The organism is Propionispira arboris, from assembly GCF_900109225.1.
Taxonomy (GTDB): Bacteria; Bacillota; Negativicutes; order Selenomonadales; family Selenomonadaceae; genus Propionispira; species Propionispira arboris.
Genome location: NZ_FNZK01000003.1, coordinates 1 through 16,131, shown reverse-complemented (window position 1 = coordinate 16,131; position 16,131 = coordinate 1). Strand labels below are relative to the sequence as shown.

Sequence of the window (16,131 nt, the reverse complement as noted above, 5' to 3'; positions counted from 1 at the left end):
ATTACAAAGAAACTGAACAGATATTTTAAAAATTTTAAATAAAAAATCTTATTTTTTATGATGTTCCATATAATCTTTTATGGCTTCATGCATGGCATCCGCTGCTAAATTGGAGCAATGCATCTTAACGGCCGGTAACCCGCCCAAAGCCTCTGCTACAGCTGCATTCGTAACGTCCAGTGCAGCTTCAAGAGTTTTGCCTTTAACAAGTTCCGTGACCATACTGCTGGTAGCTATAGCTGCCCCGCAGCCAAAAGTCTTGAACTTCACATCTTCAATAATATTATTTTCTACCTTTAAATAGATCTTCATGATATCACCGCAAACCGGATTACCCACTTCACCGATACCATCCGCATTTAAAATTTCTCCAACATTTCTTGGATTTGCAAAATGATCTAATACTTTCTCATTATAATCGCTAGCACCCATTCTATTTCTCCCCTATTTATGCAATATTCTCGAATTGTATTTCAAAACAGCACAGATTGTGTCAGCCGTTTGCTTTTTGATATGTTTTGCCTTCACTAGCCATAATTCCCGTAGTATGCTCTTCATTGAGTGGTGACATGCTGCGAAGTCTGGCTACGATTTCCGATAAAACTTCCAACATATAATCAATATCTGCTTCTGTATTTTCCCGTCCTAATGTCAGGCGCAGCGAGCCATGTGCTACCTCATGCGTTAATCCCATAGCCAATAATACATGCGACGGGTCCAGAGAGCCTGATGTGCAAGCCGAACCACTTGAAGCGGCAATTCCTTTCATATCAAGTGTCAATAGGAGTGATTCACCTTCGACAAACCGAAAGCTAAAATTCACATTACCAGGCAGACGCTGGAGGCGATGACCATTTAATTTCGCATCTGGTATTTTAGCTTCAATGCCCTGAATCAATTTATCGCGCAGACTTTCCAGTCGATTCTTTTCTGTTTTCAACTCGCTGAGTGCCTTTTGTGCTGCAATACCCAAACCGACAATAGCAGGCACATTTTCTGTACCAGCACGAAGTTTACGTTCTTGTGCACCACCATGTTGAACCGTTTCAATCTTCACTCCACGACGAATATAAAGAGCACCAATTCCTTTTGGTCCATAAAATTTATGACCCGATAACGACAAGAGATCAATATTCATTGCCTTTACGTCAATTGGCACATGAGATACAGCCTGAACCGCATCTGTATGAAAATAAATACCCTTTTCTTTCGCAAGCGCAGCAATTTCAACAATAGGTTCAATTGTGCCAACCTCATTATTAGCAAACATCACGCTGATTAAAATTGTTTTATCCGTAATCGCCTGCTTTACAGCTTCAACACTTACTAATCCAAATTCATCAACTGGTAAATACGTAACCGTAAAGCCATGCTTTTCGAGCCACTGACAAGTATGCAAAACAGCATGATGTTCAATTTGTGTCGTAATGATATGATTGCCTTTTTTCTGATTGGCAAAAGCAATCCCCTTCAAAGCAAAGTTATCACTTTCACTGCCCCCGCTCGTATAAAAAATTTCATCTGCGGTCGCACCGATAAGATCAGCCAATTGCTGCCTTGCATCAACAACTTCTTTGCGAACCTGACGGCCAAAATAATGTGGACTGGATGGATTGCCAAATTTTGTTGTCATATAGTCAAGCATAGCATTTGCTACAACTGGATCCGTTGCAGTCGTTGACGCATGGTCAAAATAAATATGTCTCATGATAAAAATCTCTCCTTAAGGTTTATCTTTACATAAATCTGCCAAAGTAATAGAATTCAACACACTGCTAATGCTGTCACAGACCTTAGCCCAAACACCACGAGTAACACATCGTTCGGCTTTATTGCAATACTGATTGTCCGTAATATCCGTAAGCAGGCAATCCACAAGCGCAATAGGACCTTCCATCACCGTAATAATATCCCCGACCGTAATTTCAGCCGGATTTTTGGTCAATAAATAACCGCCCTGTGCTCCACGCATACTTGTAACAAAACCAGCATTACGCAGCGTACAAATAAGCTGTTCTAAATAATGTTCTGAAATATCTTGTTTTGCAGCTATCGTTTTAAGCGATATGGGACCTTCACCGTAATGCAAAGCAAGTTCATACATTGCAATAACTCCATATCGCCCTTTCGTTGATAATTTCACAAAAATCGCTCCTTATTTTACCCGGTAATCATCTCCGACTAAAACAATCGGATTTCTGAGTATTAATATACCAAATATTTGTTCATTTGTCAAAGAAATTTATCTCCATATAATGCATTAAAAATATTATAGCATTCAGAACTACAATGCAGCAAAATATTAAAAAGGATGCTACAGCGAAGCTGCACCACCCTTTTTAAAACGATTTTTATAGATCGGCTTTAGAAACTAATTGAAGTTCAGACAAAATTTTCTGCAGCACATTCTTTTTTAAAATATATTTATGTGTTAAAAGGAAACTAAGGAAATAAGCTATGCCAGGAACTAATGTAAATAAAGCAACAATTCCACTTAGAGCAGCACTTCCCTGTGTTGCTGCACCAGCCTGATAACTAACTCCGGCCAATACCCAGCCAATTAAAGCCCCGCCAACGGCTAACCCCAGTTTTAAAACAAAAAGCATCCCGGCAAAGCTAATACCCGTAAGACGTTTACCACTCTTCCACTCACCATATTCCACAGTATCAGACATCATAACCCATTGGATTGGTGTAATCATTTGATGCAGTATTCCTATAAAAAAGACAAAAATAAACATCATAACAACGGACTGCATCGGAATCCAAAACATCACAAAGCTGATAACGGCTAAAATTAAATTTGTCCAACCAAAAACACGCACCTTACAGATACGATCCGTAACTGGTTTAGCCAAAGCACTTCCCAGCAGATTTCCAACGGAATACGTACCAAGAAAAACAGCAAAATAACCAACATTGCCTAAAATATATGTTACATAATACATCATAGCTCCGCCACGAACCGACACAGCCAAAATATTTAAGATCGTGAACCCCGCCACAATGCGCCATTGATCATTTCTTATCAAATCCTTTACATCATTCCACATACTAGAATGATAAGCCTCTGTCACCTTTACTCTTTCTTTCGTAAAATAAAAACATAAAACCAGCATAATGCAGGCAGCCACGGCCAAAATTGTAATCCCACCTTGATAACCAAGAGCACGATTGCTGCCACCAATGAATTCCGCCAGAGGTGTCATGAGTACGGTACTCAGCATACCGCCAGCTGTTGCCAAAACAAAACGATAGGACTGCAATGACATCCGCTGCGTCGGCTCAGCTGTAATAACACCACCAAGTGCACAATAAGGAATATTGACTACCGTATATAAAAGCATCAATAAGACATAGGTAATCGCTGCAAAGATCATCTTTCCATCCATCGCAAAATTTGGTGTTGTATAAACTAAAATACAAGATACAGCAAATGGCAGCGCTCCAAATAAAATATAAGGTCTAAACTGTCCCCATCTGGTTCGAGTTCGATCAGCAATATGTCCCATGATTGGATCTACCACGGCATCCAATGCTCTTGCCAACAAAAACATGGTACCAACAAAACCAGCAGACAGACCGACGATATCTGTGTAAAAAAACATCATATAAAACATGACATTATCAAAAACAATATGACTTGCTGCATCGCCAAGACCATAACCAATCTTTTCCGTCCGTGATAAAACCTGCATTGTTGTATCATTTTCATTGGTAGATATTTTTCTTTCCTCTACAAATGTACTCATTTTCCCACTCCTTTTATCGTGCCGACATTTTTAAAATTTATTCAAAAACAAATTCGTTATATATCTTCTATTATAAAAGAGAATTCTTTTATTCCCTCTTTCACCAAAATTCGATCAGCTTTTATTTCGACCTCCCCTGCTAAAGTAGAATCAAGTTTTATTTTTTTATAACCATGTACCACCATCACACAAGGCTGGATAAGCTTCGAAAATATAACTTTACAGACAGCAGCCGCTCTTACAACGCGAACCTCTAGTGAAATCGCTCCTGTTAAATCTCGGATCACACAAAACGCATGATTGTCATCCTGAAGTTCAAATAAATGCAGCTCTAATCCGGCTAAATAATCATAATCCGGTCTTTGTTCATTTGCACCGATTGCCAAAAGCGTGTTTTCCTTTATGTAAATTGGCAAACTTTTAAAATCATAGATTTCATTTCGCCAGCCTGCTCCAGATACATTTTCCCCCGTAAATAAATGTGTCCACTGACCTTTTGGCAAATATACCGAAACCTTGCCATCTTCACGAAAAACAGGTGCCACCAAAATAGAATCTCCCAGCATATACTGTCGATCTAAAGATTCACAACCTAAATCTTCCTGAAATTCCAGTACCATAGCCCGCATCATCGGCAATCCCTGCGTTGCAGCAAGCACTGCCATCTGATAAAGATACGGCATCAAGCGGCATTTCCAATTCGTAAAAAATCGCAAAACATCCACGGCTTCTTCATCATAAGCCCAGGGAATCCGATATGATTTACTGCCATGGAGCCGGCTATGACTTGACAGAAGACCAAACGCGCACCACCGTTTGTAAACATGCGCTGGTGCCGTATTTTCAAAGCCGCCAATATCATGACTCCAAAAACCAAAACCAGATAAGCCAATTGAGAGTCCTCCCCGCAAACTTTCCGCCATAGATTCATAAGTTCCATAACAATCACCGCCCCAATGAACTGGGAACATTTGACTGCCCACACTCGCCGAACGAGCAAAAACGACTGCTTCTTTTTCGCCTTGTATTTCTTTTAAAACATCATAGACTACCTTATTATATAGGTAAGCATAATAATTATGCATTTTCAACGGATCAGAACCATCATAATAAACCACATCTGTTGGAATCCGTTCACCAAAATCCGTCTTAAAACAATCGACCCCTATTGCCATTAATTTGCGCAGACAATCTGTATACCATCTGCACGCCGCTGGATTGGTAAAATCAACAATTGCCTGCCCCGGCTGCCATTTATCCCATTGCCATACATTTCCCGCTTTATTCGTAATAAAATAATGGTGGTCCATTCCCTCTTTGAACAAATGCGACTGCTGACTGATATACGGATTGATCCAAACACAGATTTTAAGTCCCTTCTCTTTCAGACGCATAAGCATCGCCGCTGGTTCAGGAAAAACATCTTTATCCCAGGTGAAATCACACCAATGAAGTCCTTTCATCCAAAAACAATCAAAATGAAAAACATGCACCGGCAGTTGACGCTCTTTCATGCCGTCGATAAAATGGTTAACGGTAGCTTCATCATAATTCGTTGTAAACGAAGTGGAGAGCCATAAACCAAATGACCAGGCTGGCGGCAAAGCTGGTCTGCCAGTCAATCCCGTATAACGCCCCAGAACCTGTTTGAGTGTCGGCCCTGCTATAACATAATATTCTAACATTTCACCCGGCACCGAAAACTGTACCTTAGATACTTTTTCCGAGGCAACTTCAAATGACACATTCCCTGGATCATTGATAAAAACACCATACCCTTGATTGGTTACATAAAAAGGGATATTCTTATAAGCCTGCTCCGTGCTGGTACCGCCATCGCGATTCCAGGTCTCAACCGCTTGTCCATTTTTCACAAAAGACGTAAAGTGTTCACCAAGACCGTATACCACTTCTCCCACACTTAAATCCAGCCGATCAAATATAGTTTTCGTTCCCAATTTCCGATCGCTGGCATAACCAGCTGATTTTGTTCCGCTTCCCGTAATGCGCTGACCCTCATGCATAAAATCAACCTGCCATAGTTTTTCCTTATCAATTTCTACCGATAAAGGTCCACTGCTCAAACTGGCTTTTTTAGCATCATTCACACAATGAACCGTTACAGCTTGATCTCGTTGCAAACTAAATTCCGGTGTTTTGGGGTAAATTCCTGTAAAATGCTCCATCCTTACACCAATAATACCTTCACGCGGCGAAAAAAAATGAAACGTGATTAGTGGTATATCTATTTGATTTTCGCGCGCTTTCACCGGATACTGTGCGACATATGCTGTAAGTTCACTTCCCGTAGACTCTATCTCATATACATGACATGGATTCAAAACAGCTAAATTTTCTTGAATCAGCCAATTTCCATCACTAATCTTCATCCAAAATTACCTCACCTTTTTTATTTCTCAACAAAATATTAAATCATACTTAACCTAAATATTTCAAACAGCAAAGGATGCCTATTCGTATGAAGCCTTCTTCTGCCGTGTATTACAGCTCTTTATTTATTATAAGTAAATTCAAAACTAGAATCTTGCTATATATTGACCGTCACTAACAATATTTTGACTTTTCAGATATATTTATTTGAAATTGTTTACTTTTCTTTTCTTTCGTTTTGCAATATAATTTGAGATATGAACTACATAAGGAGATAACGATTTTGGACAAAGCTATTTTAAAAGAACATCGTATTCATGGCAACGATTCATTTCCGCTCGGCACATATACAATTGAGCACGAAGCTGGCGAAAACATTCTCGATTGTCATTGGCACGACGAATGGGAATTTTTACTTGTAACCGCCGGAAAAGCCACATTCCAGATTGATACTGCTTACTATCCGGTCGAAAAAGGACAAGGTATTTTTGTAAACAGTGGCTGCATTCACGCCGGCTATCCGCTGCAAAATTCAGCCTGTACATATCGTGCGATTGTTTTTAACCCGAATCTCTTATGTAGTACTTCGTTTGATCCTTTGCAAATAAAATTCATTGATCCGTTCTTAAATGAACACTATACCCTGCCTGCTTTTATTTCTGGTAAAGAAGCCGGGGAAAGTGAAGCCTTATTATATTTGTTAAATATTTTAAAAATTTGTGAAGATCTGCCATTTGCCTATGAATTAACGGTAAAAGCGCAGCTCCTTCTTGTTTTAGCTTCTTTTATAAAAAACCACACCTTTCATACAAAAACAATACAGCCCCTGCATAATCGCAAAGCCGAACAACTAAAAACCATTTTATCTTTCATTCATGAAAACTATAGCAAAAAAATAAACAGCAACGAAATTTGTCAGCAAGTCCATATAAATGAAAGTTATTTTTGCCGTTTTTTCAAACAGATGATGCGCCAAACACCCATTGAATATATCAATATGTATCGAATGAACATGGCTGCCAAGCTGCTGCGCGACAACGATCAAAAAATTTTGGACATCGCCTGGAGTGTCGGATTTGATAATCTAAGTTATTTTAATAGTGTCTTCAAAAAGCAATTCCAATCTACACCTTCCGAGTATCGTCAAAAAAAATCGCGTAACCCTTGAAAATCAGGGTTACGCGATTTTTATTTATTTTTTGTTCTTCCAGCACTGTTGCAGCCGATCTTTCAAGACTTTTTCCTGTCCATTTTCTGTCGGCAAATAATATTGACTGCCTTGTAATTCTTTCGGTAAATATTGCTGAATAGTAAAGTGACCTGGAAAATCATGTGGATATATATATTCAATTCCATGTCCTAATTTTGCTGCACCTTTATAATGTGCATCACGTAAATGTGCCGGAACAGCACCACAGTTTTTACTGCGTACATCTTGCAATGCCCGATCAATCGCCAAATAAGCCGCATTACTTTTGGGAGCAGCAGCTACATATGTCACAGCTTGCGCCAGAGGGATTCGTGCCTCTGGCATTCCTAGAAACTGTACGGCCTGCACGGTTGCCATAGCTAAAACAAGAGCCTGCGGATCAGCATTCCCCACATCTTCCGCGGCACAAATCGCAATTCGCCTGGCGATAAAATTCAAATTTTCACCAGATACCAGCATTCTTGCTAAATAATGCAAGGCTGCATCTGGATCACTGCCGCGCATGCTCTTGATGAAAGCAGACACCGTATCATAATGATTGTCGCCTTTTTTATCATATTTCTGTAATCGATCGCCCACGATTTCATATAAAATATCGAGTGTAATTTCACCACCAGTTCCACTTAGCATAGAACTTGATTGCTCTAAGATATTAAGTGCCACCCGAGCATCTCCACCTGAGGCCTCAGCAATTGCTGCCAAAACTTCATCGCTGCATTTAAGCTGCAAAAAACCCAGCCCCCTTGTCTCATCAGCAAGAGCCTGCTTTAATATTTCCACCAGCTGGATCGTAGTAAGCAGCACCAATTTCACAATACGAACTCTCGATAGCAGTGGATGATTTACTTCAAAATAAGGATTTTCCGTGGTCGCACCAATTAAAATCAACCGACCATCTTCCACGTAAGGCAGCAGTACATCCTGTTGTCCCTTATTGAAACGATGTATTTCATCTATAAATATAATTGTCCTTTTTTGATAAAACTTCAACTGTTCTTTCGCCTGATCGACAATTTTACGAATATCAGAAATTCCTGCCGATACAGCATTGATTTTTTCAAAATCACTATGTGTGACATTAGCAACCATTTGTGCCAGTGTTGTTTTGCCGGTACCCGGCGGACCAAATAAGATAAGCGACGGAATCTGGTCTTTTTCAATCATCTTACGCAAATAACACTGCTTACCTACAACGGCCTCCTGTCCAATAAATTCATCAAAGCTTCGCGGGCGCATCCGAACCGCTAACGGTGAATAACCATTTTCGTTCTTGCCGCTTTGATTCGCACCTGAAAACAAATCCATATCTGTATCCATTGATCTCATACTCCTGTCGAGCCCATACCACCTTGACGTACATCACCATCGCCCGCAAAATCTCCATCTACCGTTAAATAGTGATAAAAAATTCCTTGGGCTACACGCATACCCTTCGTTACAAGAACCACTTCATCACTATGATTGATGACTGCAATCATGATATGACCTTCATTTTCTAAATTATTATAATAATCTGCATCAATTACCCCTTGGCTATTCATGAGTGACACTGCCTGTTTTATAGAAAATCCAGACCGGATATGAATTCCCAAATATTCGTCTTGCTGCATGTAAGCTTTAAGACCAGTAGGAATAATCGTTACCTTATGCGGCGTAAGTTCAATCCGTTCGGCAGCTTCCATATCATAGCCAGCACTGCAACCAGTTTTTCGTTTTGGCAGTGTAATGGCCTTATCTTTATATTTTGTAACAATTTCAAAACCACGTTTTCTCATAAACCCTCCACTTTGGAACCTTAGTTCTTTTTCTATTCAAAAAATAAGCAAAACAGTTCCCTGTTTTGCTTATTTCTTTATTTCGTTTCTTCTTTTTTATCAACACCGTAATTACCACTGAGGGTCTTAAACGGAGTAATTGTCGAAATTGCATGTTTATAAACCATTTGCTGTTTACCTTCATTTTCAATAATCACCGTAAAATTATCAAACCCTTTTACATAACCCCGAATCTGAAAACCATTCACCAGATGGATCGTAACGGATACATTCTCCTTGCGAACCTGATTTAAAAAACTATCCTGTAAATTGATCACTTTCGTTGGCATAGTGAAAACCTCCTGCACTTTGTTACACTTTATAAACTTAATTTACTACTTTATATTAATTCTACTTGAGTAAAAATTCTCCTGCAATATCTTTAAAAACGATTTTTAATAGTTCTTTAGGACTATATTCTTCAACATCATACCAATGAATATATGGCATCTTACGATACCAGGTAAGCTGACGTTTCGCAAAATGTCGTGTCGCTTTTTTTATATTTTCAATAGCGGTATCCAATGAAATAAGTCCATCTATATACCCAACAATATCCAAATATCCAATTCCTTTCATCGCCTGGCAATTCCTTGAAATCCCAGCATTTAAGAGTGATTGGACTTCTTCAACAAAACCAGATTCCATCATCAAGTCAACACGCTGATTAATCCGTTCATATAAATGACTCCGTTCACGATTCAGACCAATGACTACAGCATTATAAGCAAGTTTTCCATCCTCCAGCATCGCCTTATCCTGTGAAATAAGTTCCCCCCCCATATGATAAACTTCTAACGCACGAATCACGCGGCGAAAATCATTTATATGCAGCCGCTCCGCTGTTTTTGGATCTACGGCTCGCAGCATTTCGTGTACGTAGGCCTTACCCTGCTTTTGTGCCAAAGCTTCCAGCTCACATCGATATACTTCATCTCCTGGTGTTTTATTAAAAGAATAATCTTCAACCAGTGATTTTACGTAAAGACCCGTACCTCCGGCTAAAATTGGAATCTTACCCCTGTTATTGATTTTTTGAATATGCTCCTGTGCATAAGCCTTAAACTGCGTCACGCTAAACTCTTGTTCAGGATTTAAAATATCAATCATATGATGCTGAACACTTTTTTGTTCAAGTAATGTTGGTTTTGCCGTACCAACATCAAAACCTTTATAGACAAGCATCGAATCACCCGAAATAATTTCCGTAGACATTTTTTTCGCCAGCTCAAGGCTAAGTTCTGTTTTACCGACAGCAGTCGGGCCAATAATTGCAATCAATTTTTCGCTCTTCATTTTTTACCTCATATGACTTCTTTCCAGTAACATATGTCTTATTATACCATTTCATACCAAAAAGAAAAACTGCCTCTGTATACAAATCTGCGCATCAGAAAAAGATATATTTATTGACCACTTCATCTAAAAAAATGATACAATAAAATCTATACGATAAATCATTACATATCAGGAGTGAGTTTCTTTTGCGTAAAAAATATTTTTTCTTTGACATTGATGGAACACTCGCCTATGGGATTACTGGTATTATTCTGCCGGAAACCATCGCTACGATTGAGACGCTGCAAAAGAATGGGCATTTTGTTGCCATAGCTACAGGGCGACTTCAATGTTCCGCTATACCGCAATGCAAAATTCTCGGTATTCAAAACATGGTCAGCGACGGTGGAAATGCACTAACTTTGCATCACAAAATTATCCACATGCACCCATTACCAAAGCAACCCATTCTTGATTTAATTGCCGAACTTGAGCATCATCAAATACCGTGGGCCTACACTGCCGAAAATAAAACCATTCGTCATACGAAATATGTTAAATTTAAAGAATTAGCTGGAGAATCAAATATGGATACACTCGTACATTCCAGTATTGAAATAGCTTCGATTGAACAGTTTTACAAAATCTATATCTATCATCCGAATCTAAAAAAGCTCAATTCTTTGCCCAGTTTGACTGGTCTACCGCAGATTCATTACAACAATAATATGCTGCTCATTGAACCAACCCATAAGGAAAAAGGGATTTTTAATATGATGGAATATCTAAAAGCCGACCTTGCTGATGTTGTTGTTTTTGGAGATGGAATCAATGATCTCTCAATGTTCCGCCCCGAATGGTTTTCCATCGCAATGGGCAACGCTATTGAAATCCTCAAACAAAAAGCCGATTTTGTCACGAAACGCTGTGAAGATGGTGGAATCACATATGCCTGTCAACGTTTTGGCTGGATCTAAAAATAAAAAACGCCTCCACATTATGCATAAAAGCGGAGGCATTTTTACAACAAAATTTTTACTAGCCAAGCAGATAACTTGTCATGGAAAGTGAACCCATCACACAAGCATCATTATAGACCTTAACTTTATCATCTGCATCCGCTGCTCCAATCATATAAAGCAATGGATAATAATGATCTGGTGTTGGTACGGACCACTGTGCCGGCTTGCCAAATACTTCATAATTAATAATATTTTCATAACGCCCGGCAAGAACCTCATCACGAATTTGATGATCAAATGTTTCAGCCCAATCATAACCTGAAGTTGAATTCCAATCAGCTCGCTGCAAATTATGGACAACATCACCACTAGCTAGAATCAAAACCCCTTCATCTCGAAGTGGCTTTAATTTCTGCCCCAGTAAAAAATGACCCTCGGCACTTAAAGTCTGATCAACGCTAAGTTGCGTAACTGGAATATCACAGTTTGGATACATTTTATGCAAAACAGCCCAATTTCCATGATCATATCCCCAACTATTATCAACTTGAACTGTATCCCCTAATAATTCTTGAACGCACTTAGCAGTCTTCACAGCCCCGGGAGCATTGTAAATAACTTGATATAATTTTTTTGGGAAACCATACATATCATATGTCATTTTCGGGTTTGCATCCTCTAGAACTTTTGTTCCTTTTACATACCAATGTGCCGAAATAACTAAAATCGTTTTCGGAATTGGTATTTTTTTCGCCATTTCTTCCCATTCATGAGTAAAAGAATTATCTTCAATCGCATTCATTGGTGAACCGTGTCCAATAAACAAAACCGGCATTTTTGACATAAAAATCATCTCCTGTTATCGATTGAAAAAGTACGAAACATTATTTTAGTTCCAAAGAATTTCCTGAACTTACAATGTGCACCTCAGCACGTGATGTACTTTCTGCCAATTCTTTGAATTTTTCCGGATCCTGCGCAATTGGCGGCCACGTATTATAATGGATTGGTATGACATGTTTTGCATTAAGCCACTGTGCCGCCATAGCAGCATCTTCTAAACCCATCGTAAAGTTATCACCGATTGGCAATAAAGCATAATCAATTTTTTCTTTGTGACCAATTAATTTCATATCACCAAACAATGCAGTATCACCAGCAAAATAAATAACCTGATCTCCAAAATGAAGCACAAAACCACAAGCTGTTCCACCGACAATCCCAGAACTATGCAAGGCTAAAGTGACTCTCACTTTACCAAAATCAAAACGATATGAACCACCGAGATTCATGCCATGAACGGTGCAACCCTGATCCGCACATAGATGGGCAACTTCGGCAGTTGAAATAATCATTGCACCTGTACGTTTAGCGATAGCCACCGCATCCCCAAGATGATCAAAATGTGCATGAGAAACCAATATATATTGACACTCTACCTGCTCTGCCGTTATCGTGGCTAACGGATTATTTGTAAAAAACGGATCAAAAAGCAAGGTCGTTTTACCATCACTAAGCGTAAAACAAGAATGCCCAAAATAAGAAAATGTAACCATTAAAACACAACCTTTCTTGTAAACAGCTAAACCAGGAAATCTTCTACACGAGCATACCTAAGCTGTTATTAAATAGATTAGACACCTAACAGAAAAATCCTGCTAAACAGCCTGTTACATTGTTTTTCCTTGGAAAATTGCAAATCCCCCCTAGTCGTAGTATCCTAAATTAGACTATGCAACATAAATTTGACAAACTATAGGAGATTACAGCATGAATCATCTTTTAATACTACCGCAGCTACGCTGTACCTTTAAAAATCCACTTCCCGAAAAACAAGTTTTTTTAGTCGCCGGTGGCAAAGCACCAGATACGATCTGGTTAAAAAAAGCAGTTGGCACTGCTCCCTTATGGTGTGCGGATCACGGAATAGACGCTTGTATGAAAGCTAAACTAGTGCCCCATCATGTCGTTGGCGATGGTGACAGTGCTACAACAAAAGGCTGGAGCTGGGCCAAATCGTTACAAATCCCGGTTGACGAATATCCCCCAGAAAAAGATCTAACCGATTTACAACTCACATTACAAAAAATTGGTAAGGCTTATGGTGAAGCCAGTGTTATTTTGACTGGTGTCTGGGGCGGACGCTTTGACCATGCCTTCAGTAATATATTTTCTTTAAAAGGTGCCGCCGATTTTGGTATAAATGGTGCCTGTGCGGCTGATGAAAAAGAAGTTCTTATTTTGCTAAAAGGCTCAAACAATGTCCACATAGAAACCCTGAATCGACCTGAAGTCATTTCTCTTTTGCCGTTGTCAAGTGAATGCACAGGTCTCTCCATCGATGGAGTCCATTGGCCGCTGGATCATGTTCTATTAAAAAACACCCTTCCCTACGCCATCAGTAACAGCTTAACACCGTCCAGTAATGAATTTCATGTTACCATTGAAGACGGCTGGGTTGGTATTTACCTATATTGGAAATAGGCTTTACAAAACTATTGAAACAGGAGTTGTTTACCATGCAAGAAACCGCACTGAAAAATCTGACCGAATTAGCAGCACATCCAAGCAGTCTATTTGCTTTGCTCGGTACTGCTTTATTGATTTTAGCATTAATCTATAGTAAAAAAACGAAACTAAATACTCCTTTGCTCGTTCATGTTGGACTTATGTTAGCTTTGACTGTTATTTTGCATCAATTCCGCCTTTATCATATGCCGCAAGGCGGCAGCATTACCTTAGGTGGTATGATTCCTCTATTATTTATTGCTTTCCGTTATGGTCCCGGTGTTGGTTATCTGGCCGGATTTCTTTACGGTATGATCAATCTGCTGCAAGACCCATTTGTAATGCATCCTGTTCAGGTTCTTTTTGACTATCCGCTTCCCTATATGGCATTAGGTCTTGCTGGATATTTTAAAGATCGTTTTCTCCTTGGAGCCAGCATCGGTATTTTCGGTCGTTTCATCTGTCATTATATATCCGGCATCATTTTTTTCGCCTCATATGCACCCGAAGGAACCTCCCCCTATCTATATTCACTTTTATTCAATGCGGCATATCTCTTGCCGGAACTACTCATTTGTCTATTTATTTTAAAAGTATTACCCGTTAAAAGGCTGCTATTACAGATGCATAATACGGCAAAGAACAATTTTTCATATAAATAGCACTCAAAAAGGAGTTGACTCTGCGTTACAGAGCAACTCTTTTTTATATCAAAATATTTAAACTTTACAAAACAAATATATAAATTCCTTATGTATTATCGTTGTCCGTTGTAAACCTTCTTACCTTTATGCCTTTCTTTATAGGCATACATATCCTTATCTGCAGTAGAAACTAGATACTCGAACTCACTACCTTCTTGTGGATACGAGGAAACACCCACTGATAATGTAATGGAAAATCCCAACTGACTGGATAAATCACTCATATGCTCTGCCAATTTTTCTTTCCAAACATAGAGGGCATCAAACTTAGCCCGATGCAAAATCACCAAGAACTCATCCCCACCCCATCTTGCAGCAATATCATTGGTTTCTAGCAGAACGTTAAATGTTTCAGCTATTTTTTGCAAGACCAAATCGCCTTTTGCATGTCCATATGTATCATTAATAACTTTAAAGTCATTGCAATCAATTAAAACAATTCCCAAACAGTTATGAATCTTTTTTGTATTTTGTAAAATCATCGGCATTGATTTTTGGATAAAGCGCCGATTATACAGACCTGTTAATTCATCTTTTTCTGAAAAAAATTTAGCTTCATCATATTTTTTACCACTCCAATAAACAACTCCCAAAACAATAATTCCTGGAATCGGTAAATTCATCCAGGAATAATCCAAATATAAATATGCATATATACGAATCATAAGAATAACCAAAAACGTTATTATGGTACCAAGCAATCGACCTGTATACTTCAATCAGTTCACCTTATTTATAAAATGTATTTATATTATACAATACCACAAAACAGTATTTCATAGAATCAATTTTACAAATTTTACAAAACAAATGAACCTGCTTTATTGCATATTTAACGAAAAAAATAGACCATCCATACTATATGGTGGTCTATTTTTAACTACATTAATTCTGTGGAGGAACATCATCCTGCGGCTGTGGTTGACCTGGCTGATGGTCCTGTTCTTTATGCATTTGCGGTTGATGATGATCTCCAGGTTGATTTTCCTGTTGTTGTGGTGGTTGCGGTGGAACATCATTTGGCGGTACTGCAGCACTTACAGTTGCTGCCGATAAAGCAAACATAAACATAAATACGAGCAACATAGATATTTTTTTCATATTGACATCTCCTAAATTAAATTTTACTGTTATGTAACTAACAACGTATCTTTCAACTCTTATGATATAACTTTATTCTTTGTTTTTCTTTTATTTTCAATAAAAATATCATTTTATAAAAAATTGGGGCTGTGAAATAATGCCCCTATAAAAACAAAAGAGGATCACTAGCTCGAAAGAGCCGCTGATCCTCTTTTTGTGTTAAAATTTTACATAGCACATGAAAAATTCAAACATACATTATTTTAAAACAAAACAGGCAGTTTTGCCACTGTTTATTTCAGATTATCTGAATATCTGTGATCCCGTGCTGGTTTTTGACCGATTTATGGAGGAAATCGACTTGGAGAAATACCTGAAAAATGTTCCAGCTCACTTTGCTGGACGTATCAGGTATAACCCGACCAGCAT

General features: G+C 38.7%; 17 protein-coding genes and 1 pseudogene. 5 read left to right on the top strand and 13 right to left on the bottom strand.

The genetic code is table 11. The features are described 5' to 3' along the window. Nucleotides 1-48 precede the first annotated feature (48 nt). The 5 genes from nifU to yicI all read right to left on the bottom strand — a co-directional run bounded on the left by nifU (nt 49) and on the right by yicI (nt 6,142). On the bottom strand, nt 49-432 hold the full coding sequence (gene nifU, locus BMY14_RS03580) for a Fe-S cluster assembly scaffold protein NifU (protein WP_019552995.1): 384 nt from the start codon (nt 430-432) through the stop codon (nt 49-51). Nucleotides 433-493: 61 nt separating this feature from the next. Then, nucleotides 494-1,708, bottom strand: a complete 1,215-nt coding sequence (gene nifS, locus BMY14_RS03575; RefSeq protein WP_091829304.1) for a cysteine desulfurase NifS — start codon at nt 1,706-1,708, stop codon at nt 494-496. A gap of 15 nt (nt 1,709-1,723) precedes the next feature. Next, nucleotides 1,724-2,143, bottom strand: coding sequence for an RrF2 family transcriptional regulator (locus BMY14_RS03570; protein WP_019552993.1), 420 nt, complete (start codon nt 2,141-2,143; stop codon nt 1,724-1,726). A 208-nt stretch (nt 2,144-2,351) separates the two neighbouring features. Then, nucleotides 2,352-3,752 (bottom strand): glycoside-pentoside-hexuronide (GPH):cation symporter, encoded by a 1,401-nt coding sequence (locus tag BMY14_RS03565; protein WP_091829301.1) that lies wholly within the window; start codon nt 3,750-3,752, stop codon nt 2,352-2,354. A gap of 56 nt (nt 3,753-3,808) precedes the next feature. Continuing rightward, the gene (gene yicI / locus BMY14_RS03560) at nt 3,809-6,142 is read right to left on the bottom strand and encodes an alpha-xylosidase (protein WP_091829299.1); all 2,334 of its coding nucleotides are present in this window, start codon (nt 6,140-6,142) and stop codon (nt 3,809-3,811) included. 284 nt (nt 6,143-6,426) lie between these two features. Between yicI and BMY14_RS03555 the strand changes: the two genes are divergently transcribed. Then, nucleotides 6,427-7,311, top strand: coding sequence for an AraC family transcriptional regulator (locus BMY14_RS03555; RefSeq protein WP_177177466.1), 885 nt, complete (start codon nt 6,427-6,429; stop codon nt 7,309-7,311). Between the two features lie 24 nt (nt 7,312-7,335). On the opposite strand, the gene BMY14_RS03550 is transcribed toward BMY14_RS03555, so the two are convergent. The 4 genes from BMY14_RS03550 to miaA form a co-directional block, all read right to left on the bottom strand. Further along, nucleotides 7,336-8,670 (bottom strand): replication-associated recombination protein A, encoded by a 1,335-nt coding sequence (locus BMY14_RS03550; RefSeq protein ID WP_245741258.1) that lies wholly within the window; start codon nt 8,668-8,670, stop codon nt 7,336-7,338. A gap of 5 nt (nt 8,671-8,675) precedes the next feature. Beyond that, on the bottom strand, nt 8,676-9,128 hold the full coding sequence (locus tag BMY14_RS03545; RefSeq protein WP_019552988.1) for a dCTP deaminase/dUTPase family protein: 453 nt from the start codon (nt 9,126-9,128) through the stop codon (nt 8,676-8,678). A 77-nt stretch (nt 9,129-9,205) separates the two neighbouring features. Continuing rightward, nucleotides 9,206-9,457, bottom strand: a complete 252-nt coding sequence (hfq, locus tag BMY14_RS03540) for an RNA chaperone Hfq (RefSeq protein WP_019552987.1) — start codon at nt 9,455-9,457, stop codon at nt 9,206-9,208. 61 nt (nt 9,458-9,518) lie between these two features. Continuing rightward, entirely contained in the window at nt 9,519-10,463 is a 945-nt protein-coding gene (gene miaA / locus BMY14_RS03535; RefSeq protein ID WP_091829295.1) for a tRNA (adenosine(37)-N6)-dimethylallyltransferase MiaA, read from the bottom strand. A gap of 188 nt (nt 10,464-10,651) precedes the next feature. On the opposite strand from miaA, the gene BMY14_RS03530 reads away from it, so the two are divergent. After that, nucleotides 10,652-11,422 carry an HAD-IIB family hydrolase gene (locus tag BMY14_RS03530; protein WP_177177465.1) on the top strand — a complete coding sequence of 257 codons (771 nt, stop codon included), beginning with the start codon at nt 10,652-10,654 and terminating at the stop codon, nt 11,420-11,422. 61 nt (nt 11,423-11,483) lie between these two features. On the opposite strand, the gene ygiD is transcribed toward BMY14_RS03530, so the two are convergent. Together ygiD and BMY14_RS03520 are read right to left on the bottom strand one after the other, a co-directional pair. Beyond that, entirely contained in the window at nt 11,484-12,251 is a 768-nt protein-coding gene (gene ygiD, locus BMY14_RS03525; RefSeq protein WP_091829290.1) for a 4,5-DOPA-extradiol-dioxygenase, read from the bottom strand. Between the two features lie 40 nt (nt 12,252-12,291). Then, nucleotides 12,292-12,963 (bottom strand): metal-dependent hydrolase, encoded by a 672-nt coding sequence (locus BMY14_RS03520; RefSeq protein ID WP_091829288.1) that lies wholly within the window; start codon nt 12,961-12,963, stop codon nt 12,292-12,294. A gap of 214 nt (nt 12,964-13,177) precedes the next feature. On the opposite strand from BMY14_RS03520, the gene BMY14_RS03515 reads away from it, so the two are divergent. Both BMY14_RS03515 and thiT read left to right on the top strand, forming a co-directional pair. Beyond that, nucleotides 13,178-13,891, top strand: a complete 714-nt coding sequence (locus BMY14_RS03515; protein ID WP_091829286.1) for a thiamine diphosphokinase — start codon at nt 13,178-13,180, stop codon at nt 13,889-13,891. A gap of 35 nt (nt 13,892-13,926) precedes the next feature. After that, nucleotides 13,927-14,577 carry an energy-coupled thiamine transporter ThiT gene (gene thiT, locus BMY14_RS03510; protein WP_091829284.1) on the top strand — a complete coding sequence of 217 codons (651 nt, stop codon included), beginning with the start codon at nt 13,927-13,929 and terminating at the stop codon, nt 14,575-14,577. A 95-nt stretch (nt 14,578-14,672) separates the two neighbouring features. Here the strand turns inward: thiT and BMY14_RS03505 are convergent, their stop codons facing one another. After that, nucleotides 14,673-15,284 (bottom strand): GGDEF domain-containing protein, encoded by a 612-nt coding sequence (locus tag BMY14_RS03505; RefSeq protein WP_218144876.1) that lies wholly within the window; start codon nt 15,282-15,284, stop codon nt 14,673-14,675. Between the two features lie 220 nt (nt 15,285-15,504). Further along, nucleotides 15,505-15,720, bottom strand: coding sequence for a hypothetical protein (locus tag BMY14_RS03500; protein ID WP_091829280.1), 216 nt, complete (start codon nt 15,718-15,720; stop codon nt 15,505-15,507). Nucleotides 15,721-15,940: 220 nt separating this feature from the next. Between BMY14_RS03500 and BMY14_RS03495 the strand changes: the two are divergent. Next, nucleotides 15,941-16,131, top strand: a pseudogene (locus tag BMY14_RS03495) (IS1182 family transposase); the annotation flags it as partial.

Bases quoted from the DNA above. Each gene is read 5' to 3' on its own strand.
- BMY14_RS03550 (WP_245741258.1), bottom strand. From the start codon at position 8,670: ATGGATACAGATATGGATTTGTTTTCAGGTGCGAATCAAAGCGGCAAG.
- miaA (WP_091829295.1), bottom strand. From the start codon at position 10,463: ATGAAGAGCGAAAAATTGATTGCAATTATTGGCCCGACTGCTGTCGGT.
- hfq (WP_019552987.1), bottom strand. From the start codon at position 9,457: ATGCCAACGAAAGTGATCAATTTACAGGATAGTTTTTTAAATCAGGTT.
- BMY14_RS03545 (WP_019552988.1), bottom strand. From the start codon at position 9,128: ATGAGAAAACGTGGTTTTGAAATTGTTACAAAATATAAAGATAAGGCC.
- ygiD (WP_091829290.1), bottom strand. From the start codon at position 12,251: ATGTCAAAAATGCCGGTTTTGTTTATTGGACACGGTTCACCAATGAAT.
- BMY14_RS03500 (WP_091829280.1), bottom strand. From the start codon at position 15,720: ATGAAAAAAATATCTATGTTGCTCGTATTTATGTTTATGTTTGCTTTA.
- nifU (WP_019552995.1), bottom strand. From the start codon at position 432: ATGGGTGCTAGCGATTATAATGAGAAAGTATTAGATCATTTTGCAAAT.
- BMY14_RS03565 (WP_091829301.1), bottom strand. From the start codon at position 3,752: ATGAGTACATTTGTAGAGGAAAGAAAAATATCTACCAATGAAAATGAT.
- nifS (WP_091829304.1), bottom strand. From the start codon at position 1,708: ATGAGACATATTTATTTTGACCATGCGTCAACGACTGCAACGGATCCA.
- thiT (WP_091829284.1), top strand. From the start codon at position 13,927: ATGCAAGAAACCGCACTGAAAAATCTGACCGAATTAGCAGCACATCCA.
- BMY14_RS03515 (WP_091829286.1), top strand. From the start codon at position 13,178: ATGAATCATCTTTTAATACTACCGCAGCTACGCTGTACCTTTAAAAAT.
- yicI (WP_091829299.1), bottom strand. From the start codon at position 6,142: ATGAAGATTAGTGATGGAAATTGGCTGATTCAAGAAAATTTAGCTGTT.
- BMY14_RS03505 (WP_218144876.1), bottom strand. From the start codon at position 15,284: ATGATTCGTATATATGCATATTTATATTTGGATTATTCCTGGATGAAT.
- BMY14_RS03520 (WP_091829288.1), bottom strand. From the start codon at position 12,963: ATGGTTACATTTTCTTATTTTGGGCATTCTTGTTTTACGCTTAGTGAT.